The 24,930-nt window shown below is 42.2% G+C and carries 22 protein-coding genes and 1 pseudogene; 18 read left to right on the top strand and 5 right to left on the bottom strand.

Translation table 11 applies throughout. The features are described from left to right. From pcaF to MMO42_RS16070, 11 genes are all read left to right on the top strand, one after another. Nucleotides 1–1,059 (top strand): 3-oxoadipyl-CoA thiolase (gene pcaF / locus MMO42_RS16020; protein ID WP_241321290.1); only part of this gene is annotated, 1,059 nt, incomplete at its 5' end. Between the two features lie 8 nt (nucleotides 1,060–1,067). Further along, entirely contained in the window at nucleotides 1,068–2,417 is a 1,350-nt protein-coding gene (locus MMO42_RS16025) for a 3-carboxy-cis,cis-muconate cycloisomerase (RefSeq protein ID WP_241321291.1), read from the top strand. Nucleotides 2,418–2,421: 4 nt separating this feature from the next. Next, a complete protein-coding gene (gene pcaD, locus MMO42_RS16030) occupies nucleotides 2,422–3,207 on the top strand; it encodes a 3-oxoadipate enol-lactonase (protein ID WP_241321292.1) in 786 nt (261 codons plus the stop codon). Between the two features lie 41 nt (nucleotides 3,208–3,248). Next, nucleotides 3,249–4,601, top strand: coding sequence for an MFS transporter (locus tag MMO42_RS16035; protein ID WP_241321293.1), 1,353 nt, complete (start codon nucleotides 3,249–3,251; stop codon nucleotides 4,599–4,601). 32 nt (nucleotides 4,602–4,633) lie between these two features. Further along, nucleotides 4,634–5,047, top strand: coding sequence for a 4-carboxymuconolactone decarboxylase (pcaC, locus tag MMO42_RS16040; RefSeq protein ID WP_241321294.1), 414 nt, complete (start codon nucleotides 4,634–4,636; stop codon nucleotides 5,045–5,047). Between the two features lie 10 nt (nucleotides 5,048–5,057). After that, complete coding sequence (gene pcaH, locus MMO42_RS16045; protein ID WP_004806145.1) at nucleotides 5,058–5,783, top strand: protocatechuate 3,4-dioxygenase subunit beta; 726 nt, start codon at nucleotides 5,058–5,060, stop codon at nucleotides 5,781–5,783. Nucleotides 5,784–5,795: 12 nt separating this feature from the next. Then, a complete protein-coding gene (gene pcaG, locus MMO42_RS16050) occupies nucleotides 5,796–6,425 on the top strand; it encodes a protocatechuate 3,4-dioxygenase subunit alpha (protein ID WP_241321295.1) in 630 nt (209 codons plus the stop codon). A 275-nt stretch (nucleotides 6,426–6,700) separates the two neighbouring features. After that, nucleotides 6,701–7,540: a type I 3-dehydroquinate dehydratase gene (gene aroD / locus MMO42_RS16055; protein WP_241321296.1), complete on the top strand. Its 840-nt coding sequence runs from the start codon at nucleotides 6,701–6,703 to the stop codon at nucleotides 7,538–7,540. A 20-nt stretch (nucleotides 7,541–7,560) separates the two neighbouring features. Beyond that, nucleotides 7,561–9,021, top strand: a complete 1,461-nt coding sequence (locus MMO42_RS16060) for a right-handed parallel beta-helix repeat-containing protein (protein ID WP_241321297.1) — start codon at nucleotides 7,561–7,563, stop codon at nucleotides 9,019–9,021. An 18-nt stretch (nucleotides 9,022–9,039) separates the two neighbouring features. Then, nucleotides 9,040–10,368, top strand: coding sequence for a carbohydrate porin (locus MMO42_RS16065; RefSeq protein ID WP_241321298.1), 1,329 nt, complete (start codon nucleotides 9,040–9,042; stop codon nucleotides 10,366–10,368). Nucleotides 10,369–10,384: 16 nt separating this feature from the next. Next, nucleotides 10,385–12,808: a glucose/quinate/shikimate family membrane-bound PQQ-dependent dehydrogenase gene (locus MMO42_RS16070; RefSeq protein ID WP_241321299.1), complete on the top strand. Its 2,424-nt coding sequence runs from the start codon at nucleotides 10,385–10,387 to the stop codon at nucleotides 12,806–12,808. Between the two features lie 60 nt (nucleotides 12,809–12,868). Here the strand turns inward: MMO42_RS16070 and MMO42_RS16075 are convergent, their stop codons facing one another. Next, the gene (locus MMO42_RS16075; protein ID WP_241321300.1) at nucleotides 12,869–13,993 is read right to left on the bottom strand and encodes a linear amide C-N hydrolase; all 1,125 of its coding nucleotides are present in this window, start codon (nucleotides 13,991–13,993) and stop codon (nucleotides 12,869–12,871) included. A gap of 347 nt (nucleotides 13,994–14,340) precedes the next feature. On the opposite strand from MMO42_RS16075, the gene uraD reads away from it, so the two are divergent. The 3 genes from uraD to MMO42_RS16090 are packed head-to-tail and all read left to right on the top strand — an operon-like array spanning nucleotide 14,341 to nucleotide 16,598. Then, nucleotides 14,341–14,841: a 2-oxo-4-hydroxy-4-carboxy-5-ureidoimidazoline decarboxylase gene (gene uraD, locus MMO42_RS16080; RefSeq protein ID WP_241321301.1), complete on the top strand. Its 501-nt coding sequence runs from the start codon at nucleotides 14,341–14,343 to the stop codon at nucleotides 14,839–14,841. After that, on the top strand, nucleotides 14,841–15,176 hold the full coding sequence (uraH, locus tag MMO42_RS16085; protein ID WP_241321302.1) for a hydroxyisourate hydrolase: 336 nt from the start codon (nucleotides 14,841–14,843) through the stop codon (nucleotides 15,174–15,176). Before uraD ends, uraH begins: the two co-directional genes overlap by 1 nt. 48 nt (nucleotides 15,177–15,224) lie before the next feature. Then, nucleotides 15,225–16,598, top strand: a complete 1,374-nt coding sequence (locus tag MMO42_RS16090; protein WP_241321303.1) for a nucleobase:cation symporter-2 family protein — start codon at nucleotides 15,225–15,227, stop codon at nucleotides 16,596–16,598. Between the two features lie 109 nt (nucleotides 16,599–16,707). Here MMO42_RS16090 and hpxO read toward each other — a convergent pair whose 3' ends face one another. Together hpxO and MMO42_RS16100 are read right to left on the bottom strand one after the other, a co-directional pair. Further along, nucleotides 16,708–17,865, bottom strand: coding sequence for an FAD-dependent urate hydroxylase HpxO (hpxO, locus tag MMO42_RS16095; protein WP_241321358.1), 1,158 nt, complete (start codon nucleotides 17,863–17,865; stop codon nucleotides 16,708–16,710). 210 nt (nucleotides 17,866–18,075) lie between these two features. Beyond that, a complete protein-coding gene (locus MMO42_RS16100) occupies nucleotides 18,076–18,786 on the bottom strand; it encodes a FadR/GntR family transcriptional regulator (protein ID WP_241321304.1) in 711 nt (236 codons plus the stop codon). A 164-nt stretch (nucleotides 18,787–18,950) separates the two neighbouring features. Between MMO42_RS16100 and alc the strand changes: the two genes are divergently transcribed. From alc to MMO42_RS16115, 3 genes and pseudogenes are all read left to right on the top strand, one after another. Continuing rightward, nucleotides 18,951–19,955 carry an allantoicase gene (gene alc / locus MMO42_RS16105; RefSeq protein WP_241321305.1) on the top strand — a complete coding sequence of 335 codons (1,005 nt, stop codon included), beginning with the start codon at nucleotides 18,951–18,953 and terminating at the stop codon, nucleotides 19,953–19,955. Between the two features lie 65 nt (nucleotides 19,956–20,020). Next, complete coding sequence (locus MMO42_RS16110) at nucleotides 20,021–20,557, top strand: ureidoglycolate lyase (RefSeq protein ID WP_241321359.1); 537 nt, start codon at nucleotides 20,021–20,023, stop codon at nucleotides 20,555–20,557. A 148-nt stretch (nucleotides 20,558–20,705) separates the two neighbouring features. Further along, nucleotides 20,706–21,497 (top strand): annotated as a pseudogene (locus MMO42_RS16115) (hypothetical protein). A gap of 67 nt (nucleotides 21,498–21,564) precedes the next feature. Here the strand turns inward: MMO42_RS16115 and puuE are convergent. Both puuE and MMO42_RS16125 read right to left on the bottom strand, forming a co-directional pair. After that, nucleotides 21,565–22,527, bottom strand: coding sequence for an allantoinase PuuE (gene puuE, locus MMO42_RS16120; protein ID WP_241321306.1), 963 nt, complete (start codon nucleotides 22,525–22,527; stop codon nucleotides 21,565–21,567). Nucleotides 22,528–22,658: 131 nt separating this feature from the next. Further along, a complete protein-coding gene (locus tag MMO42_RS16125; protein WP_241321307.1) occupies nucleotides 22,659–23,588 on the bottom strand; it encodes a LysR family transcriptional regulator in 930 nt (309 codons plus the stop codon). A gap of 163 nt (nucleotides 23,589–23,751) precedes the next feature. On the opposite strand from MMO42_RS16125, the gene MMO42_RS16130 reads away from it, so the two are divergent. After that, nucleotides 23,752–24,807 carry an aromatic ring-hydroxylating dioxygenase subunit alpha gene (locus MMO42_RS16130; protein ID WP_241321308.1) on the top strand — a complete coding sequence of 352 codons (1,056 nt, stop codon included), beginning with the start codon at nucleotides 23,752–23,754 and terminating at the stop codon, nucleotides 24,805–24,807. The last annotated feature ends 123 nt before the right edge of the window (nucleotides 24,808–24,930 follow it).

Here is a 24,930-nt window from a genome sequence, read left to right on the forward strand (position 1 = left end):
GATGTGATCTATGGCTGTGCCAATCAGGCAGGTGAAGATAACCGTAACGTCGGACGTATGTCAGCATTATTGGCAGGCTTACCTTATCAAGTGCCTGCCACCACCGTAAACCGTTTATGTGGTTCGTCACTGGATGCAATTGCCATGGCTGCCCGTGCCATTAAAGCCAATGAAGCAGATTTGATTATTGCAGGCGGTGTCGAAAGCATGAGCCGTGCCCCTTATGTGATGGGTAAATCAGACAGCGCCTTTGGACGTAGTCAAAAGATTGAAGATACCACCATGGGTTGGCGTTTTATCAATCCAAAACTCAAAGAAATGTATGGCGTGGACAGCATGCCACAAACCGCGGAAAACGTGGCAGAACAATTCAATATCAACCGTGCCGATCAAGATCAGTTTGCTTTAACCAGCCAACAACGTACTGCAATCGCACAAGCCAAGGGCTTTTTCTCGAACGAAATCGTGCCTGTGACGATTCCACAGCGTAAGGGCGATGCCATTGTGGTGGATAGTGATGAGCATCCACGTGCATCAACCACAATAGAAGCATTAACCAAACTTAAAGGCGTGGTCAAAGCCGAAGGCACAGTCACCGCAGGCAATGCCTCTGGGATTAACGATGGCGCTGCTGCCTTATTGATTGCTTCGGACGAAGTGGTGGAAAAATATCAACTCAAACCACGTGCCAAAATCATTGCAGCCACCACAGTGGGTGTTGAACCACGGATTATGGGTTTTGCGCCTGCGCCTGCAATTAAGAAATTACTTAAGCAAGCCAATCTCTCTTTAGCGCAGATGGATGTGATTGAGTTAAACGAAGCCTTTGCAGCACAAGCTTTAGCGGTAACTCGTGATTTAGCTTTGGCGGATGACGATGCACGAATTAACCCGAATGGTGGTGCAATTGCCTTAGGTCATCCATTGGGTGCTTCAGGTGCACGTTTAGTGACCACAGCTTTAAATCAACTTGAACAGATCAAGGGTGAATATGCCTTGTGTTCGATGTGTATTGGTGTCGGTCAAGGGATTGCTTTGATTATTCAACGTGTTGAGTGAGGTCTGCCATGAGCCAGTTATACGCCAGCTTATTTTATCAGCCTGATGTCACTGCAATTTTTAGTGATCATGCTTTATTGAGTTATATGATCCAAGCCGAAGTCGCTTTAGCCAAAGCTCAGGCACAGGTCAATGTCATTCCTGCTTCAGCGGCAACGATCATTGAACAGGTTGGACACAATGCCGTAACGAAAATCGATATGGATGCGCTTGCAACAGCAACGGGTTTGGCTGGCAATATCGCAATTCCATTGGTAAAGCAATTCACTGCTTTGGTGAAACAGCAGGATGAAGATGCTTCACGTTATGTGCATTGGGGTGCGACCAGTCAGGATATTATTGATACTGCAACGATTTTACAGTGTCGTGATGCCTTGGCATTGATCGAAAAGCAAGTGCAACAGGCTTATCAAGTGAGCTTAAGGCAAGCACAGCAATATCGCGATCAGGTCATGATAGGGCGTACTTGGCTACAGCAAGCTTTACCGATTACTTTGGGTCATAAATTCGCGCGTTGGGCAAGTGCTTTCAAGCGTGATCTTGATCGTTTACAAGCCATGAAAAGTCGCGTGCTGACTGCACAACTCGGTGGTGCAGTTGGTTCACTGGCGTCTTTACAAGATCAAGGTTCGACTGTCGTTCAAGCTTTTGCCGCACAACTCGATTTAACCGTTCCTGAATGCACATGGCATGGTGAGCGCGACCGTATTGTTGAGATTGCTAGTACGCTTGCTTTGATTGTTGGGAATGTTGGCAAGATGGCGAAAGACTGGTCATTGTTGATGCAAACTGAAATCGCAGAAGTCTTCGAACCTGCAGCAAAAGGGCGAGGTGGTTCATCAACTATGCCACATAAGCGTAATCCTGTTGCGGCAGCTTCAATTCTTGCAGCAGCGAATCGCGTGCCCGCCTTAATGGCCAGTGTCTATCAAAGCATGGTGCAAGAGCATGAACGTGCTCTAGGGGCTTGGCATGCAGAATGGCTCGCAATCCCAGAAATTTTCCAGTTATGTGCAGGTGCTTTAGAACGCACTAGCGATGTGCTTGAGCATATGCAAGTTAGTGCAGAAGCAATGCAACGTAATCTTGAATGTACGCATGGCCTCATTATGGCCGAAGCAGTAATGATGGCGCTTGCACCAAAACTTGGACGTTTGAATGCACATCATTTGGTTGAGCAGGCTTGCCAGCAAGCCGTTGCCCAACATCAGCATTTAAAAACTGTGTTATCCAATATGGATCAAGTAAATGCCCATTTTAGTGATCAAGCATTAGATGAGCTGTTCAATCCTGCATCTTACCTAGGCAATATTCAGGCACAAATTGATGCGGTATTACATGCAGCACAAGGAGAGTAAGCACATGGTCACTCATATCAATAATCGTCAGGGACATCCGCTTGTTGTTCAGGTTCAAGGGCGCAAAGATGCACCTGTGATCATGTTCTCTAATTCTTTGGGAACAGATCATGGTATGTGGCAGGCGCAAGTGACAGCTTTGACTGAGCATTATCAGGTCATCACCTATGACACACGTGGACATGGGACCAGCACAGTAATTGCTGATACGACCTTACAAAATCTGGCAGAAGATGTGGTCGATATTCTTGATGCTTTAACCGTTGAAAAAGCTCATTTCTGCGGTATTTCAATGGGCGGAATTACTGCATTGGCTTTGGCGATTGACCACGCGGAACGCTTTCACAGCATCACCGTGGCAAACTCGGCAGCAAAAATTGGCACTGCCGAAGCTTGGAATACCCGTGCGGATAGCGTGGAGCAAAATGGTTTGGCTGAAATTGTGAAAACCACGCATACCCGGTGGTTCAGCGAATATTTTGATTATCGGCATGATGTTTTGGCACAGAAAACCATTCAAAGTCTCGCGGTGACACCTGCGCAAGGCTATGCCAATGCATGTCGTACTTTGGCCGATGCCGATGTTCGAGATCAGCTATACCAAATTCAAATTCCCACTTTAATTATCGCGGGGCAGTACGACCCTGTCACAACGGTTCAAGATGCAGAGTTTATGCATCAACTCATTCCAACCAGTCAGCTTGAAATCTTGGCAGCGTCTCATTTGTCCAATATTGAACAACCACAAGTGTTCAATCAGGCATTGTCCAAGTTCATTCAAAATATATAACCATAAGGGTTAGAAAGGAATTCGCCGACAAGGAGGCAACTATGGCACAGGAATTTGCTGCCCCAAAAAATAGTATGGATGCGCAGGCACTCATCAATAATGCACCGATTAGCAAGTATCAATGGATGATCGCAATTATTTGTTTTCTCATTGTATTTGTAGATGGTATCGATACTGCGGCAATGGGATTTATTGCGCCTGCATTGGCTCAGGATTGGGGGGTTGATCGTTCTCAACTTGGCCCCGTCATGAGTGCAGCACTGGGTGGCATGATCATTGGTGCATTGGTATCAGGACCGACAGCAGACCGTTTTGGACGAAAAATTGTTTTAACCATTTCGATGCTGATTTTCGGTGGTTTCACTTTGGCATCCGCTTTTGCCACCAATCTCGATAGCTTAGTGGTATTGCGTTTTTTAACTGGTATTGGTCTTGGTGCGGCGATGCCGAATGCGACAACACTATTTTCAGAGTACTGCCCGCAACGGAGTCGTTCACTGCTCATCACATGTATGTTTTGTGGTTATAACTTGGGCATGGCAACGGGTGGTTTTATCAGTAGTTGGCTGATTCCTGCATTTGGATGGCATAGCTTGTTTTTATTGGGAGGCTGGTCACCACTTATTTTAATGCTATTGGTCATTTTCTTGTTACCTGAGTCTTATCGCTTTTTGATTGTTAAAGGCCGTGACCCTGAAAAAGTACGCAAAATTTTAGCTCATATTGCACCTAAAGAAATTCAAGGAATCACCGAATTCCATATTCCAGAAGAGCAGTCTGCTGTTGCAGAAAAGAAAAATGTGTTTGGCATGCTGTTTTCCAAACAATATGCCAAAGGTACGGTTTTATTGTGGTCGACATATTTCATGGGTTTGGTGGTGATTTATTTACTGACCAGCTGGTTACCAACCTTAATGCGTGAAACAGGGGCAACTATGGAGCGTGCTGCTTTCATTGGTGGGTTATTCCAATTTGGTGGTGTGCTTAGTGCCTTGTTCATTGGTTGGGCAATGGATCGCTTTAATCCAAACCGTATTATTTCAGGTTTCTATTTTGTCGCAGGTCTATTTGCCGTTGCGGTTGGGCAAAGCCTCAGCAATCCAACTTTATTGGCGATCCTTGTGCTCTGTGCAGGCGTTGCGATTAACGGGGCGCAATCGTCAATGCCTGCGTTAAGTGCTCGTTTCTATCCAACCCAATGCCGTGCAACAGGTGTGGCATGGATGACAGGTATTGGCCGTTTCGGTGCCGTGTTTGGTGCGTGGATTGGCGCAGTGTTGTTGGGCAATGACTGGTCATTTACCGCCATTCTCAGTTTGTTGATGATTCCTGCTACGGCAGCAGCCATCGCAATTTTTGTTAAATCTCTAGTTGCTCACACCGATGCAACCTAAGGCTCATATTTTCAAGATGAGGAGCAACGTTCATGAATGATGAACAACGTTATCAACAAGGACTGAAAGTCCGTACCGAAGTACTGGGTGAACAACATGTCGGCCGCTCTTTGGCGAACCTTAATGATTTCAATCAGGATTTCCAGAACTTTATTAGTCGTTTTGCTTGGGGCGAAGTGTGGTCACGTGAAGGCTTGCCACGTCATACCCGCAGTTTAGTCACCATTGCCATTCTATTGGCTTTGGGGCGTGAAGATGAACTTCGAATGCATTTACGTGCTTGCTTCAACAACGGTGTGACGAAAGACGAATTAAAAGAGCTGATTTTACATAGTTCTTTATATGCAGGATTACCCGCAGCAAATGCGGCGATGCATATGGCCGAAGAAGTCTTTAAAGAGCTTGGCATTGACGTGCAACCCGTTGCGGCACAACCACAGGATTAAGGAGACAAGCATGTTAAAGCATACATTGGGTGCATATCCACAACGCAATACTGATGATCATCCGCCAGCATATACACCCGGTTATAAGACCAGTGTATTACGCTCTCCAAAGAATGCATTGATTTCAATTAATGAAACTTTGACTGAAGTGACTTCACCGCATTTTTCACCAAGTATTTTTGGCCCGAAAGACAACGACCTGATTCTGAATTATGCCAAAGAAGGTCTACCTGTCGGTGAACGTATCATTGTGCATGGTTATGTGCGTGATCAGTTTGGTCGTCCTGTGAAAAATGCTTTATTGGAAGTATGGCAGGCCAATGCATCAGGCCGTTATCGTCATCCAAATGACAAATTCATTGGTGCGATGGATCCAAACTTTGGTGGTTGTGGTCGTACTTTAACCGATGAAAATGGTTTCTATATTTTCCGTACGATTAAACCAGGTCCATATCCATGGCGTAACCGTATCAATGAATGGCGTCCAGCGCATATTCACTTTTCCTTGATCGCAGATGGGTGGGCACAGCGTCTGATTTCACAGTTCTATTTTGAAGGCGATACGCTGATTGATACTTGCCCGATTTTGAAAACCATTCCCTCTGAAGATCAGCGTCGTGCCTTGATTGCATTGGAAGATAAAAATAATTTCATTGAAGCAGACAGTCGTTGTTACCGCTTTGATATTCATCTTCGTGGTCGTCGTGCGACTTATTTTGAAAATGATTTGACTTAAGGGAGACAAACGATGAATGCATGGAATTTTCAGGAATTGAAGGAAACCCCATCACAAACAGGTGGTCCTTATGTTCATATTGGCTTATTACCGCAACAAGCCAATATTGAAGTGTTTGAGCATAACTTCAATCATCAGTTAGTGAATGAGCAAACCCAAGGTCAACGTATTCGTCTCGAAGGTCAGGTGTTTGACGGCCTTGGTCTGCCATTAAGAGATGTGTTACTGGAAATCTGGCAGGCGGATGCCAATGGTGTTTATCCAAGTCAGGCTGATACGCAAGGTAAAATGGTCGATCCACATTTTCAGGGCTGGGGCCGTACTGGTGCAAACTTTGAAACTGGTTTCTGGAGCTTTAATACGGTAAAACCAGGGGCGGTTGCTGGGCGTAAAGGTTCAATTCAGGCACCACATATTGCTGTGGCAGTGTTTGCACGCGGCATCAATATTGGTTTGCATACCCGTATTTATTTTGAAGATGAAGTGGATGCCAATGCCAACGATCCTGTTTTAAACAGTATTGAGTGGGCGGTACGTCGGCAAACGCTAATCGCCAAACGCAGTGAAGTGGATGGCGAAGTGGTTTATCGCTTTGATATTCGTATTCAAGGTGATGATGAAACGGTGTTTTTTGATATTTAAATATATTAAAGAAACGTATGTAGAAATTAGCTACTCGGGAATGTCATCTGCAACCTGCGTGGGATCAATAAGATATTGTTTCTGCGATAGAAAGGATCGTTGACAGAATAAAACAGGTTTTGCAGATGATAATGCTTTTGCCCTTACGAAGCTTCAAGCGCTTCTCAGGGCGAAACCAAAGTAAGTCCAGCTGAAAGCTTATCCGAAAATTGGGTGAGAACTTAGTAAGACGCCGCAGTGTAACAACACAATAATTTTGACTAAGGAAAATATTCATGGATATGAAAACATTGGCAGCGTTAATGCTGCTGGTTAGCCCTCTATTGCTGGTTCAAACAGTACAAGCACAGGACAGTGTCCAAAAACAGGTTGAGTTAGCTGAATTGGCAAAGCTGCCTGTCAAAACCATTGTACCAATTACAGCCAAAACCAAAGAGCAGGCGATTGCACAGGCAAAAGTGATTGCAGCCAATGCTGATGCGGATCTCGCCGAGTTTCGGATTGATTTACTGAACTTTGCCAGTGATAGCAAGCAAGTGATTGCCTTGGGGCATGAATTAAAACAGATTCTCGGTGCTAAGCCGATGATTGCTACCATTCGTACCCATAACGAAGGTGGGCAGTTGACCATTAGTGATGCAGATTATAGCAAGACCTATCAGGCTTATTTACAGCAGCCATTTATGGATATGCTGGATGTGGAAATGTTCCGTGATCAGCAAATTGTAAAAAATACCGTCAAATTGGCACATGCGAAAAAAGTGCTGATTGTGATGTCCAGTCATGATTTTCAAAAAACACCACCTGAGGCCGAAATCATCAAGCGCTTACTCAAGCAGGATGAGTTAGGGGCCGATATTCTTAAAATTGCAGTGATGCCGCAAAGCAAACAGGATGTATTCACCTTAATGAATGCCACCTTAAACGTCAGTCAGCAATCTAAAAAGCCATTACTCACCATGTCGATGGGTAAACTCGGCACCATTTCCCGAATTGCGACAGCCAACATGGGCGGCAGTTTTAGTTTTGGCATGATTGGTGAAGCTTCTGCACCGGGGCAGATTGATGTGACTCAACTAAAACAGTTTTTAAAAACAGTTCAACCAACACAATAATATAAAAGGATTTTTAACACATGAAATCAATCTATGTACGCTTAAGTACTTTAGCCATCGCTATGGCAGTTTCGGGATTAGCAACAGCAGAAACCTATATCGTTGACCGATATCAGGATGATGTTGAAAAAGGTTCACTGCGTTGGGCGATTGAACAGGCCAACAGCAAGCCAACTGAGGCCAGCGAAATTCTGATTCAGGCTGTAGGAAAAGCGCCTTATGCAATTCAGGTCAACAGTCCATTACCTGAAATTAAAGCCCCAGTAAAAATTATTGGTACGCAATGGGCGAAAACAGGTGAGTTTATTGCGGTCGATGGATCAAATTATATTAAAGGCACAGGCGTTGAAGCCTGCCCGGGTGCAGTTGAGGGACAATTCGGCACCAATGTTCGGACCACAACTTTGCCTGGCATCGTATTACGTGACATCAATGGCGTCACCATCCAAGGCTTAGAAATCCGTCATTTCTGTATTGGGATTTTGATGAATCGTGCCAGCAATAACCTGATTCAAAATAACCGTATCATGCATAACTATGGTGGCGCAGGGGTAATGCTGACAGGTGATGATGGCAAAGGCCATCCAACAGCGACCACGACCAATAACAATAAAGTGCTGAATAACTATTTTCAGGACAATGGCGATGGACTTGAACTGACCCGTGGCGCAGCATTTAATCTGGTTGCCAACAATCATTTTATTTCTACTGCTGCCAATCCTGAACCATCACAAGGCATCGAGATATTATGGGGCAATGACAATGCGGTGGTGGGCAATAAATTTGAGAATTACTCAGATGGTTTACAGATCAACTGGGGCAAGCGCAATTATATTGCCTATAACGAGCTGACCAATAACTCCAATGGCTTTAACCTGACGGGTGATGGCAATATTTTTGACAGCAATAAAGTGCATGGTAATCGGGTAGGGATTGCGATTCGCTCTGAAAAAGATGCCAATGCACATATTACCCTGACCAAGAATTTAATCTGGAATAACGGCAAAGATATTAAACGTTGTGAAGCGGGTGGAAGTTGCGTACCGAATCAACGCGTCGGTGCGATCATCTTTGATATTCCCGGATTGGAACATTCACATTTTGTGGGTTCACGTGGTCATGGTGTCAAGATTGATCCTGCCAATCTACAAAAAACTTGCCAACAAGCAAATGAACAGGGCTGTAATGCACAGCCCAATCAGAATATTCAAGCACCAAAATTAACATTCGCTAAAGGACAAATTAGGGCTGAGATCAAAGGACAACCGAATCAGCGCTATCAGGTGGAATTTTTTGGAAACTCATCGGCAAACTCGAATGAAGCAGAGTTCTATCTAGGTTTAGCAGTCGCTGCAACCAATGCGCAAGGAACAGCAACGCTTGCTTGGAAACCAACAATGCAAGTGGCTTCAGTGACAGCAAATATCACTGACCGCGTTGGTGCAACATCTGAACTTAGTTCAGCTGTGAAACTGAAATAAACGGCAAGGAGGCTGAAGATGAAGTCGAATGCATTATTGCTCAAGATGAGCTGTCTGGCAGTTGCTGTATGTGCTGCTCAATCTAGTTTTGCGGATCAACCGTGGTTACAGGATCATCAATGGTTACTGGATGATTGGAATGGACAGCGTCAGCAACTGGAAAAAGAAGGCTATAAATTTACTGCCTCGATCATGAGTCAAAGTGCGACCAATTTGGATGGTGGCTATAACGATGACAATGCCTTTAAAAATGCCGCGCAATTGTCGCTAGGCGCCAATTTTGATTTAGAAAAAATTGCAGGCTGGAAAGATACCAGCGCGAGTCTTTTAGTGACTAAACGCGATGGTAATGCTTTGTCGTTGGATCGAATTAAAGATCCTCGTTCCGGTGCGCTTGGTAATTCACAGGAAATTTATGGTCGCGGCAAAATCTGGCGTTTGAGTCAGGCGTGGGTGAAAAAGGGCTTCGTTGATAATACGGTGCAGTTCAAGATTGGTCGTATGGGAATGTCAGAAGATTTTAATGGCTCGCAATGTGAGTTTCAGAATCTGTTACTGTGTGGCGGACAGCTTGGAAAATCGATCGGTTCAATCTGGTACAACTTGCCTGTTGGATTATGGGGCGCCAATGTTAAATATCAATTCGCACCTGAATGGACACTCGGTGTAGGTGTCTACGAAGTCAATCCAGACAATATCAAAACTGATCGAAATCGGGATGGTTTTAATCTGGATATGGACCATGTCAAAGGTGCGACCATTCCTGTAGAACTGGCATGGCGACCGAAACTTGCTGCCTTCAATGGCTTGTCAGGTGAATATAAATTCGGGGCACTATATTCAACGGCTGAAGCCAATGATATTACAACAGTGGGCAAGATACATGATGGAAAACATAGCTTCTGGCTCAATGCACAACAACAACTCAGCCAAATCGGTAATGATCCAAAGCGTGGCTTATACGTCAGTTTCAATGCGGTGGTCAACGATAAAGCCACCACAGCCGTAACCAGTACCCAGCAACTGGCACTTTGGTACAAAGGGCCTTTCGATAGTCGTCCAAATGACTCAATTGGTTTTGGTATTGCCAATTACCTCGTCAATGATCGTTATAAAGATCGTCAGATTGAAATCAACCAAAGTCGTGGTTATGACCAATATGATGCGCTTGCGGCGGATTATGTACCTGTTCAGCGTGATGAGCTCAATATTGAGCTGAACTATACCTATCAGTGGTCACCTGCGGTCATGTTAAGACCGAACTTGCAATATATTCATCAACCTGCGGGTGTTAAAGAGGTCGATGATGCGTGGGTTGCAGGTTTAAGCATGCGTGTGAATTTCTAATACAGGAGGATGAGCGATGTCTGAATCTTCTAGCTCACATACCATACTAAAAATATGGTGCTTTATTTTGGCGTTAGTTTTGTTGCTCACAGGCCTGTTTTTTACAGTGGGTGGGTTCAAATTAGCAACGCTTGGTGGTACTTGGTATTTCTTGATTTCAGGTGTACTCACCCTGATCGCAGCACTTTTTATTTTTAAGAAAAAAGCGTTGGGTGTTTGGTTATTTACACTGGTGTTTGCAGGAACGATTGTTTGGTCATTGTTTGATGCAGGCTGGGAGTTCTGGCCTCTATTTTCAAGACTGATGTTCCCCGCAGGTTTATTTGCAGCCCTGATGTTTACTTTACCTGCCATTCGTCGTTATCAATATCAACCGAGTGCAGATTTACCTGCTTATGGTCTCGGGATATTGACGGTTATTGGTATGGTGATTGGTCTTTATCAGATGTTCCAGCCACATCCAACCGTGATGGCTTCTGGTGAGGCATTACCACTGATTCCAGTAAAAACGGACATGAAACAAACCAACTGGCAGCATTATGGTCAGGATTCAGGGGGTAGCCGTTTTGCTGCACTGGATCAGATCACACGCGATAATGTGCACCAGTTGAAAGAAGTCTGGCGTTTCCGTACGGGTGATTTCACCACAGGTTCGGGAAATGGTGCAGAAGATCAGATGACGCCGCTACAGGTTGGTAATAAGATTTTCTTATGTACGCCGCATAACAATATTTTTGCGTTACAAGCTGATTCAGGTAAACAACTCTGGAAAGCCGAAGTCAATTCTAAATCGGATGCATGGGAACGTTGCCGTGGAGTTGCTTATTTTGACTCAACGCAAGCACTGGTTCAGCCGACTTTAGCAGGAGCGACGCCAGTAAAAGCGGTGGCAAACAATACCTCATGCCCACGTCGTGTTTATACCAATACACCAGATGGTCGCTTAATCGCAGTCAATGCAGATACGGGTGAACGTTGTAAAGACTTTGGTGTAGAAGGCACCGTTGACCTACTTAAAGGTTTGGGTGAGGGCACAACAGCACCTCGTTTTGAGGTTACTTCTGCGCCAACTATTGCGGGTACAGTGATTGTGGTGGGTAGTCGTATTGCCGATAACTTTGCTGCCGATATGCCTGGTGGTGTGATTCGTGCATACGATGTCATTACAGGTGAATTACGTTGGGCCTTTGATCCACGTAATCCTGATCCAAACTATGTGTTAAAGGATAGAGAAACCTATAAACGTAGTTCAGCAAATTCTTGGGCAGCGATGTCTTATGATCCGCAAATGAACACGGTATTCTTGCCAATGGGGAGCTCATCTGTCGATGTATGGGGCGGTAACCGTCAACCATTGGACCATAAATACAACTCCTCTGTTCTTGCTTTAGATGCGACCACGGGTAAGGAAAAGTGGGTCTATCAGACAGTTCATAATGATCTATGGGATTTTGACTTGCCAATGCAGCCAAGCTTGGTGGATTTCCCAATGAAGGATGGTCGCAATAAACCTGCTGTGGTGATTGGCACCAAATCTGGTCAGTTCTTTGTCTTGGATCGCGTAACAGGGCAACCGCTCACCAAAGTGATTGAGCAGCCTGTAAAACCTGCCGATATCAAAGGAGAGCAATACAGCCCAACTCAACCACGTTCGGTAGAAATGCCACAAATTGGTAACCAGACCATCACTGAATCGGATATGTGGGGTGCAACACCATTTGACCAGCTGATGTGCCGGATCAACTTCAAATCAATGCGTTATGAAGGCTTATTTACTGCACCAGGTACAGATAAGTCATTGAGCTTCCCAGGTTCTTTGGGCGGGATGAACTGGGGCAGTATTGCCTTCGATCCAAGCCATCAATATATGTTCGTCAATGACATGCGCTTAGGTCTATGGATTCAGTTGATTGAACAAACCCCAGAAGATCTGGCTGTTCAGGCCAATGGTGGTGAAAAAGTCAATACAGGTATGGGCGCGGTACCAATGAAAGGAACACCGTACAAAGTCAATAAAGATCGTTTCTGGTCGAAATTGATGATCCCTTGCCAAAAACCGCCATATGGCACCATGACGGCAGTGGATATGAAAACTCGTCAGGTGGCGTGGCAAGTACCCATGGGAACAGTACAGGATACTGGCCCGATGGGAATCAAAATGGGTTTACCTGTTCCAATTGGCATGCCAACTATTGGTGGTCCAATGGCTACTCAAGGTGGTTTAGTGTTCTTTGCTGCAACTCAAGATTATTACTTGCGTGCATTGGATTCATCTTCGGGCAAAGAGCTTTGGAAATCACGTTTACCTGTGGGTAGTCAAGGTACGCCAATCAGCTATGTGTCACCAAAATCAGGTAAGCAATATGTTTTGATTACTGCGGGTGGCGCGCGTCAATCGCCTGATCATGGGGATTATGTGATTGCGTATAGCTTGAACTAAACCTTTCATTCAACCTTAAAAAACGGCAATCCCTAGGGATTGCCGTTTTTTTGATTTGTTTTAAGCCGTTGCAGTTAAAACCGGCATTTGAGTTGCATCTGAAATGACAGCAAACTGTGGTTGGGCATTTTGACCCAGTTGGTAATCTGAAAAGTTAACTTGCCAGAACCCTAAGCTTGCAGTTGTTGAAATATAGAAAACCAGATTGCTATGATCACGGACAATTTCCCATTGGGTATAGTCACCTTTAATATTGCCACTTTGATTAATGCATTGCTCGCGAGTGACATAAATACCTTTAATCACATTCATTACATGGGCGACAGCAGCGGTATTACTTGGGCGTTGTGCTTGGTTTAACCAAGGAATTGAATAATTTAGCGTGAATGCTGTTCGTAGGAACCGATCGGAAGGCAATGCAGATGAAGAAAGTCCAATCGAACCACCACCATTGCCTGCTTTATTCACATTCAAACCGATGATAGTTTGGCTGTCAGTTTCAACATTGGTGACGCCCAGATAATTTTCTAAATTGGTACGATGCCATTCAATAAAAGGTGTATTGGTCATAACACCAATATCGGTATTGTCTGTAATCGACAATTGCCCATCACGAAACTCAAGTACCAAGCTTGCGCCAGTTTTATCGTGAAATTGGAAATGAATCGGAATGAGATTTTTCAGTTCATCGCTTTGATTCAATTCACTGTGTTCAGAGAACTGTAGTGGATCCCAAAAATACAAAACTTCTCCGAGTGAAGTGGATTGACCTTGCTGGATAGCGTATAAATCCTTTTTCAACGTTTCGACTGAGTTGTAATTCGAGGCAGCCCAACCACAAATATCCAATGCAGAAATAAGTTTGGCATTTTGCGGTGCATCTGCCTTTTTCGGATAACGGGAAGGTGGCAACCAGAGGGCCGCTGCTGAAAAGCCTTCTGTGTTCATGGCATCACATAGTTTTGTATCAAACAGATTTAAAGGGAGTTTAATCCCAATCCCCATAAACCCATATTTAGCTGTCCAATGATAGGCGGGTGAATGCGAGCTTAGCGTGCCGATTGCTTTTAAAGATGTTGCCAAAGGAATTGCTGCCAACTGCCATGTAAACGTAGCAGCGAAATCCATTGTACGTCCAGAAATACGGTAGTTTGTTGCTTGAGGTAGAATAAACTCGGTACACATATTATTTTCTCTTTTGATTATTAAAATAAAGCATGGTTTTTGGTTTTTATTTGATCTTAATTTATTATGTATATGCTCTAAATATATAAGATCGTGCGAGCAGATAAAAACTAGCAGATGATTTTTTTATAGTCAATTTTTCTATATTGAAAGGTAATACTTTATTTATTAATACAACTTATAAATAAAAATAGATTATTCAATTTTAAATAAATGCATTTAGATTGGTTAAATAAATTAAAAGAACAATAAAGAATCCTGCATGTTCGGGAACAGTTGGCATAGTCATTGCTTAATTTAACATATCTGGTCTGACCAGTCAGACAATGCGTTAAATTGGAGCAGCTATGCAGCTAGAAACATTTAATCAACTGGATTCAGGGGAAGCAGGGCTTGTTTTACAAGCTTGCGTACATATCCCGACTTGGACTTCTAAACTGGTAGGTCAACGTCCTTATTTGTCTATAGACCAGCTTTATCAAGTTGCCGTTGCACAAGCCCAGACATGGTCATGGTCTGATATTGCTGAAGCTTTGGCACAACATCCACGTATTGGCGAGAAAAAAGCAGCAGCGGTTTTGTCTGAAAAAGAACAGCAATTTTCTCAACATGAACAAAGCCAAGTTGAAACCGATGCTGTCGTGCAACTGGCGCTATATCAGGGCAATTTAGATTATGAGCGTAAATTTGGACATATCTATCTGATTCGTGCTGCTGGTCGCTCAGGCCAACAAATTTTGTCAGAGCTGCAACGTCGATTATTGAATACGGTTGAACAAGAGCAAGCTGAAGTAAAACAACAATTGGCGGAGATTGCCTTGATGCGTTTAAAACAGGAGATTCAATAATGGTGGGTATCAGCACACATATTTTAAATGCTTCTTTGGGGCAACCCGCAGCAAAAGTCTTGGTCAAGCTACGACAAGAAATTGACCATGAATATATTTTACTGGATCAACAATTCACTGACGCAGATGGTCGTATTCCAGTATTTAAAATCGATGCACTCATCCAAACCAATTATCAGTTAATTTTCGAAGTGGCAGATTATTTTGAATCTTTAAATACTGATAGTTTTTATCCACGGGTTTCTATTGATTTTAAGGTCGTGGATATTCAGCAGCATTATCACGTCCCTTTATTAATTAGCCCTTTTTCATACTCAACTTATCGTGGCAGCTAAACCAGTACAAGCAATGTGGACATTATGATTTAATTAGAGGAATAAGCGATGCATCAAGATAACTTACATTTAGAGCAAGATGCCAATAGAACCGCTGAACATCAATATTTAGGAATGAATAAGAATATTCTATATGGCTTACAGCATGTCTTGACCATGTATGGTGGCATTATTGCTCCGCCTTTAATTATTGGCGCGGCGGCTGGGTTAGATGCTTCTGAGATAGGATTGTTGGTCGCAGCTGCCTTATTTGTTGGCGGAATTGCAACGGTTTTGCAAACCATTGGGTTTAAGCATTTCGGTGCAAAATTACCAATTGTACAAGGTGTTTCTTTTGCTGGTGTTGCAACCATTTTGGCAATTGTGAGTACAGGTGGAGGTTTGGCATCTGCTTTTGGTGCAGTGATTGTTGCTTCTTTAATTGGCTTATTGCTGACGCCATTTTTTGCAAAGATTATTCGTTTTTTCCCACCTGTAGTGACGGGCTGCGTAATTACTATGATTGGTATTTCGCTGATGCCTGTTGCGATTCGCTGGATGATGGGAGGCAATCCCAAAGCTGAAAACTGGGGTGATCCTGCCAATGTCGGTTTGGCGGTTGTGACACTGGCAATTGTGATTGTTTTTAATATGTTGCGTAGTCAGGTGCTGCGCCGACTTGCGATTCTTGCGGCAATCATATTGGGCACAGTATTTGCCTATGTTGCAGGATTTACTGATTTTTCCAAAGTAAGTACAGGCCCCATTTTTGCGTTCCCAAGTTTTTTCCATTTTGGTTCGCCTGTATTTGAATTTTCAGCCATTCTTTCCATGGTGATTGTGACTTTAGTGATTATGACTGAAACCACAGCTGATATTATTGCGATTGGTGAAATTGTGGGAAGCAAGGTCGATTCAAAACGTATTGGTGATGGTTTGCGGGCCGACATGTTATCCAGTGCAATTTCTCCAATCTTTGGTTCATTTATGCAAACTGCGTTTGCTCAAAATGTAGGTCTGGTCGCAATTACAGGAATTAAAAGCCGTTTTGTGGTGGCAACTGCAGGCGGGATTTTAATTATTCTGGGTTTATTGCCGATCGTAGGCCGTTTGGTTGCATCAATTCCGATGCCTGTTTTGGGTGGAGCAGGGATTGTGTTATTTGGTACAGTTGCTGCCAGTGGAATCAGAACACTCGCCAAAGTCGATTATAACGACCACAAAAACCTGATTATTGTGGCGACCTCGCTGGCCATTGGTATGATCCCGATTGTGAATCAGGAATTCTATGCTCAATTCCCGACATGGGTAAAAACGCTATTGCATTCAGGTATCAGTTCTGCCTGTATCACCGCGATTTTACTGAATATTATTTTTAACCATTTGCCATTTGGCAACAAATCTGTAGCGGTCGCAACACTCCCTTTAAATTCAGGACATTGATGAGGCAAAGGGTAGAACTAAATGCATATTAAGTGGGTATGCATTTTTATTTTCTAAAAATTAAGTAAAAAAAAGCCCCCTATACAGGGGGGAGTTAAACTTTCAGTTATTAATCTAATGGATTCCCGATAATATTGCTAATGATTCCTTGCATAATATGCGAGCCTTGTTCCTGATAAAGTGACTGATACCATTCTTGGGTCACTTGGGGATCTTTCATATGGGTAACATCACAACGTTTACGCGCTCTTAAGACCATTTCTCTAGTACGATCATTACGTTTGTTTTGATAACGTGCTAATGCATCTTCTAAACCAAAGGTATTGATCTGCAATGCACGGGCAAGATAAATCGCATCCTCCATGGCTTGGCAGCCACCTTGTCCGATATCTGGCGTAGTACTATGTGCCGCATCGCCTAATAAAACGACACGTCCTTTATAAAAATCCATAAAAGGTTCAATATCATGAATTTCTACGCGGTTGGTTTTTTGTTCATCTAAACGATCAATGAGTTTCTGTACGGGTTCACACCAACCATTAAAATGAGCTTTGAGCTCTTGTTTATAATAATTACGATCATTTGGTAGCCCAGCATCTAAGGGCACATCGAAAAAGAAATAGAAGCGATTTTGAGCGACTGGCATCAGAGATACCCGTTTTCCTTCGCCGATATATGTCGTCCATTGCAGAGCGGGGGCAATACTTTCATCCACTTCAACCAATCCATTCCAGTTGACATAACCTGCATAGCGACGTTCAGCCTGATAGCCAAGTACAAATTTTCGGGTAAGCGAATGTGTACCATCTGCACCAATGAGTAAATCAGCAGTCACTTGAGAATCATCTTGGAAATGAATCGTGACCTCATCTTGATGTGTTTCAAGTGCTGTCATTTTCATGCCTAAATGAATATCGTTGAGTCCAAATTGTTGCATTAACAGTTGTTGTAGATCGGCTCTGGCCACAGGATAGGCACGTTGTCCGACTTCTTTATATAAAGGAGCTAAACTAAATTGGGTCATGGTTTGCTGACTAAGGCCATCAACATAGGCCAAAGATTCCATCTGTCCGCCTAGCGCCTGAATTTGGTCAGTCAGCCCCAAATAATTGAGACATTTGACGCCATTGGACCAAAGTGAGATGGCGGCACCGACAGGTAAGATTTCGGCTGCTTGTTCATAGATTGTGACTTGATGGCCGAATTTTTTTAAAGCGATACCAGCAGTCAAACCACCCATACCTGCACCTATAATTGCAATATTCATCATTCAGACCCTAGATATTTACAAAAGTTTCTAAGCTGTTCTAAGCGAGAAGTGTGCCAATTTTAATGAACTGGTTTTACTGGTCATACCAGATATTGTGCTTTAATAAAAAGCACAGCGAGAAAGGGTGCATGGATGTGGGTCAAAGTATGCTGCAAAAACGTGCAAGTGTAAGCTTTGGGCAATTGGATTTGAGATTAATGAGGATATTTAGTTGTTGTGTCTTGAAAAATAAACACCTGCACGTTGTGCAGCACCGATAATATGCGCATGCATGGCTTTTTCAGCAGCCTGTGCATCCTGATTAAACAATGCCTGCAAAATTAGCTCATGTTCTTGAATTGTTTTAAATGCCAGATTAGATTGAGCAAAAGGCAGGATTTGACTCTTTTTAATCCATTCTGTATGCATTTTAAGTGTTTGAATAATTGATTGATTATGACTTAGATCAATGAGGTGTTGATGAAATGCATAATCCGATTCAGATGCTGTTTGCCAGTTTTGTTCTTTAATTGCTGTCGCAAGTGCTTGATGCTGCTGTTGCAGTTTCAACTTATCTGTTTCGGTTAAATATTCACACGCCAGCAGCGCACAAAAACCTTCCAGTACGTAACGCAATTGATAGAAATCTTTAAGTGAAACTCGATGCTCGCCATCCCATTGCTCTGCTGCTTGGCTGTGCTGAGAAATCACGTAAACGCCTTTACCTGCCTTGATTTCCAATAAACCTAAAGCAGCAAGACGGGTCAGTGCTTCACGTAAAGAGGCACGGCTGATTCCCAATTGAATAGCAAGATCCCGTTGTGAAGGTAAGACAGAGCCGACCGCATAAGTATTTTGTTGAATGCGTTGATGAATGATTTCCACCGCTTGCTCAGTCACCTGAGATGATTTTCCATTGAGCATCGCTTGTGGGCTCATAGACAACGCAGCCTAAATATAAAAATAAACAGTTTGATTCTACACAAAATTTATCTTTTTGTTGGCGCTCTTGATTAAAAATAGCTATATTTTTAACAACAGGTCAGACCAGTTGGACTGGATCTTGCATAATAGACTAGAAATGAAACCTTCAGGATTGATCAATGACAGTGCATATTGCCAAAGCCGTAACTTTACCGACCCATTTGCAAACATTAACCAATCTCGCTGATGCCAGAATCGGTGCAAGTATTGTGAGCTGTTCTGATGAGTTTTTTGCAAAAGCGGAGCGAATGCTGCAAAACACACCAGCTCAGTTTGTTGAGGGAAAATTTGATGACCATGGCAAATGGATGGATGGGTGGGAAACACGGCGTAAGCGAGAAGCTGGCTATGACTGGTGCATTGTTCGTTTAGGTGTAACAGGAAACGTATCAGGATTTGATATTGATACCTCATTTTTTACAGGGAACTATCCAGCATCTGCATTGATTGAGGGTTGTTATGCACTAGATAATGAGCTGGATGATGTGGAATGGACGTCTTTATTAGAAAACTCAGTTTTATCTCCAGATCAGCATCATTTCTTTGATTGTGTTGCACAGAAAATTACCCATATTCGACTTAATATTTTTCCTGATGGTGGGATTGCACGTTTAAGAGTTTATGGTCGAGTCGTGGTCGACCATGTAGATACCACCCAGCAGATTGATCTGATTGGGTTAAAAAATGGTGGTCGTATTGTGGCATTTAGTGATGCGCATTTTGGGCATCCCAATAATCTACTGAGCCCAGACCGTGGCTTAAATATGGGCGATGGTTGGGAGACCAAACGCCGTCGTGCACCAGGGTTTGATTGGTGCATTATTGCCTTGGGGCAAACTGGGCAGATTGAAAAAATTGAAGTGGATACTGCCTATTTTAAAGGCAATTTTCCTGCATTTTGTTCGATCCAGGCTGCTTATGTTGAAAATGCAACAGATGCACAACTGATTCCACAGAGTATGTTTTGGCCCTTTTTATTGGAACAGCAGCCTTTGACGATGGACAATATTCATGAATACGTTGCAGAAGTGCTTGAGCAGCAAAAAGTGAATTATATCCGCCTCAATATGATTCCAGATGGGGGAATTAGTCGACTTCGTTTATGGGGCAAAGTGGTTAAATAGTTTCCTAATTGGATAGCCTTATTGTGATCCAATGAGGCTAATCATATCTTTAAGAGCATACAATGGTGAATGAAAAAAATATTCAGATTCAGCCTCTGACTCAAACTAATTTTGCACCTTTTGGTGATGTGATTGAGAAGAATCGTGATGATATGATTTCAATCAATCAAGGGCTTACCGAACGTTACCATGCGTTATCACTGGCACAAGTTTCAGGAGAGAATGTAGCAGTAGGGATGAGTATTTTTCATAATCTTTTTGCAACACAGATTCCGTTTCAGATTGAGATGTTAGAACGACATCCTTATGGCTCTCAGTCTTTTATTCCATTGCAGCAACAGAAATTTATTATTGTTGTGGCATTGCCTTTGGATCAGAGACAACCAGATGAACAACAGATCTATGCTTTTATTAGCAATGGACAGCAGGGAATTACCTATCATCAAGGGGTATGGCACCACCCATTAATTACTTTAGAAGCAGATAGTGATTTTTTAGTGGTTGATCGGATTGGTAGCGGTAGTAATTGTGATATACACCATTTATCTCAGTCATATTGGATCACTGAAGCTTTAATGCAATCTGAAATTGTAAATCTCTGACGATATAAATTCTATTGAAAGAAAATATATACTTTAAAATATTGGAAGGTCGATCATTTTAATTTAGAATTCGAAAACATATAGATAATCTCGTATCTTTATTATTTTCTAATGAAAATTTTCTGTTTGCAAAAAATATTAATTTTATATGTCTAAGAATCGTTATGTCGCACGAGACCTACTTGAACAGCATATCAAGCAAAAGAAGCTTGAGAAATTAGAACAAAGACGTTTAGCAGTTGAACAACAAGCTAAAGAAAAAAGAAAAGCGAAAGTACATATCACTTTTTTTATTATTGTATTTGCTTTACCGTTATTTTTATTTCCAGCATATCCACACAATCAGTGGCAGTATGATATTTATCGTTATATCACTGAGGAAATGTTTATCATCGTTGGTACCAAAGGTCCGTTGCCTTTTTTTACGATTCTTGCAAGTATTTATTATAGCGTTGTAACTTCTATTTTTGGTTGCTATATGTGCTTTTCATTTATTAAGAGCGTTGGTATAAACAAAGAATTCCAAGAAAATATTTACAGTAAGTTCTTTCAAGCTGAATTTAAGACTTCAAAAACGTATCCATGGCTTGAAAAGCCATTCATCAAAAAAACGATTGTTTCAGGTATATTCCTCTTATGTTTTTTAATCGGCATACTACATTTTCTCCATGATGAAATTTCCTTTCAGGATGGCAGTCGTAGGGGAGCACTTATCCAATTAAGTTATAATTATCGGATCGGCGTAATTTTTTGGGAAGCCTGTATTAGTACTATTACGGTCTTTCCTTTTTTTATTTTGGTTTTTTATTCGTTTATCTGTTTAACTTTTTTTTCAGGGGGATTAGGCACTGGAAGAATTATTATTCCCCAAAAAGCACCTCACAAAACAACTCAAAAAAGATCGAGAAAGAAGGCTCAAATAAAACAAAAGGTTAAATAGCAAGGATGTTTTTATGAGATTGCATGTTTATTAAATTTTTTTTTCAAATTTATACTCTATTACTTCATCATGCTTTTGTTTTATGTTGATATGGATGATATTTATACCAATGCTCTGCAATCTGTTGACGGGTGCAAATCCAGACGCGATCATGATTTTGCACATAGTCCAAGAAACGTTGTAGCGCCTTAAAGCGGGCAGGACGTCCTAAAATTCGGCAATGCATGCCAATCGAAAGCATCTTGGGTGAGGTCGTTCCTTCAGCATAAAGAACATCGAAAGCATCTTTTAAATATTCAAAGAAATCCTCACTGCGATTAAAGCCAGTCGGTGAAGCAAACTTCATGTCATTGGTATCGAGCGTATAGGGAATAATTAAATGCGGACGTATTTCGCCTGCTTGGTTATTAAATGTTGTCCAAAAGGGTAAGTCATCGCCGTAATAATCACTGTCATATTGTACATGATCATATTCAGCCAATAATTGACGGGTATTCGGACTATCACGACCTGTATACCAACCCGTTGGCATTTCACCAAATAGGTCTTTGAAAATTTGCATGGCTTCAGCCATATGTTGCTTCTCGGTTTCAAGATCAATATTTTGATAATGAATCCAGCGTAAGCCATGAGAGACCACATCATAGTTGTGCTGTTTAATCGCTTCAACCACCAGAGGGTTTCGTTGCAGTGCCATCGCCACAGCAAAAATGGTCATAGGTAATTGGCGTTTGGCAAATTCCTGTTGAATACGCCAGAAACCTACCCGTGAGCCATATTCATAAATTGAATCCATCGAAAGGTGTCGTGCAGGATAACTCTCAGCACCACTGATTTCAGATAAAAACTGTTCCGAGCCTTCATCACCATGCAGGATATGCTTTTCCCCGCCTTCTTCATAGTTCAGCACAAACTGGACAGCGATCTTTGCTTGATTTGGCCATTGAGCATGTGGAGGCTGGTCTGCATAACCGACCATGTCTCGCGGGTAATCTGCTGTTAAATCAAAGTCTGTACTGGACCGAACCATAGCGATGCCTGAATTGTGAAATCATTGAATCTTCACATCAAATTACTCGATAGAATAATTGAGTGTCAAATATTATATTTATCAAAATCAATATCTTGTGTGATTTGTTTTGGTGCAAAAATACAATTTATTTAGCAAATATGCTTTAACATGCGTGATTTTAGTGCTTCCATTTCTGCAATAATTTGATTCATCATGATTTGAGCAATCCGAGAAAGTTGCCGTTTTGGTGCAACACATAACGCAACGGTAATTGGATGCAGTCCATGGTCGTCAATTGCCCTAAATACAAATTCTCCACTTTCAATATATGGTGCGGCATCCAGATAGCTCATGAGGCCAATCCCTAAATTTTGTCTGAGTAAGGAAATCATCATACGAATATCATTACATGCGATTTTATGCCGTGGATGAAAGTCCTGTTTTTTATACAAGGCCGTGACATGGTCATGAATAATCAAAGGTTCGGCGGGCAGAATATGATTGAACTCCAAAGTATCTGAGAAATAGATTTTTTCCTTATGCGCTAAATGATGTTGCTTTGGAATCACAAAGCCTAAGGGCATTTCAATAAATGCACTGATCTGTAACTGATGCTGATGTTTGGGATTGAGAATTAAGCCAAAGTCGAGGTCGGCAGCCATCACCAGATCAGCGACACTGTCACTGTCCAATACACGAATCTGAAAATTAATCCATGGATATTGCTGGTGAATCGATTGAATTACTGTACTGACAAAGCTTTCGCTCAATGCTGAAATCATTCCAAAATCAATCGAGCCTCGTTGCAACCCTTGGATTTCATGCAAACGTTTTTGTGTGATTTGAAAGTCTTTTTGCCAAGTGCGTAAATCGGCATAGAGCAATTCACCAGCCAAAGTCAGTTTTAACCCATTCGGAAGTCGTTCGAATAAGCTCACTCCAAGTTCTTCTTCCGCTAGAACAATTTGCCGATGGACTGCGGATACAGAAATGAAAAGTTGATCGGCTGCCTTTCTCAAGCTTCCTGTTTTGGCAACGGCCATAAAATAATCGGCAAAACGTGAAAATGGCAGTGCCATCGCATGCTCTCAAGATAAAACTGATCCAAATGCAAAAGCAATTTTAATGCCTGTGGCGTTCTAATTTTTAGAATGATGCATATAAATCATTTTAATAGACGAAGTTAAGCTTGTATTACACACTGCAAATCACAGAGAAAACATTAAAAAATGAGCACAGGATATGAACGCGATTCCATTCATCAATCTTCCAAATAAGCCATGTCATAGCCAATTTGATGATCAGGATTGGCAGATTCTTGCGCAGCATTGGTATCCAGTCGCACGCATTCAAGACGTAACTCACAAACCACAGCAAGTCACTTTATTGGATATGAATTTGGCCTTGTATAAAACCGAAACAGGACAGATTCATTTAGCGCGGGATATTTGTCCGCATCGCGGTGTGCCGTTGAGTAAAGGCTGGGTTGAGGGTGAAACCATTATTTGTCCTTATCATGGCTTACATTTTAATGAAGAGGGTAAATGTACCAAAATCCCAGCTCAACCTGATTTAACTAAAATTTCAGATCGATTTTCTCTGACCAAGTTTCCTGTAGTTTTAAAATATGGCTTGGTCTGGACCAGTCTTTTAGGTAGAGATGAAAGTTTGGCTAATTTTCCTGTGCTAGAGACTTGGGAACATGATGAACATCAAGCCATTTTGCCACCTTCAGTCGATATTGCAGGTTCAAGTGGTCGTCAATTAGAAGGTTTTATTGATGTCGCACATTTTGCTTGGGTGCATCATCAGGCCTTTGCCGATCGAGATAATCCTGTTGTGCCTAAATACTCGACTGAACGTACTGATTATGGTTTGCATACCAACTACACCAGCAATGTCAGTAATTATCCGCATGGGATGCAGCATTTAGCACCTGATGATTTTGTGTGGGAACGGATTTTTGATGTTTATCCACCATTTTCAGCGGTACTGACGATTCATTTTCCTAATAATGGAATGCTCAAAATTTTAAATGCGTGCTGCCCAATTTCACATAACAAGACCCGTTTATTTGTACCATTAACGCGTAATTTCGATACTACCGGGGATTTACAGGCAGTCTATGATTTTAATGCGCAGATTTTTGCAGAAGATCAAGAGATGGTTGAGGCACAAAAGCCAGAAGAATTGCCTTTAGATATTGGTATGGAGGCACATTTTGAAGCGGATCGCTCATCGACCATGTACCGTCGTATTTTGGCAGAATGGGGTTTAAGTAAGCGCTATACGGTATAAGTGGAAGAGGGATTTTTAAAATATAAATTTGGAGAAAAAGAGACTTTTGCACGAAATAGGTTATTTGTATAGGCTTGTATATACAATTTGCATCAATTCAATATACAATGACTTATAGTATTT

The sequence above is a fragment of the Acinetobacter sp. ANC 3882 genome, assembly GCF_022549545.1.
In the GTDB taxonomy this organism is placed as follows: Bacteria; Pseudomonadota; Gammaproteobacteria; order Pseudomonadales; family Moraxellaceae; genus Acinetobacter.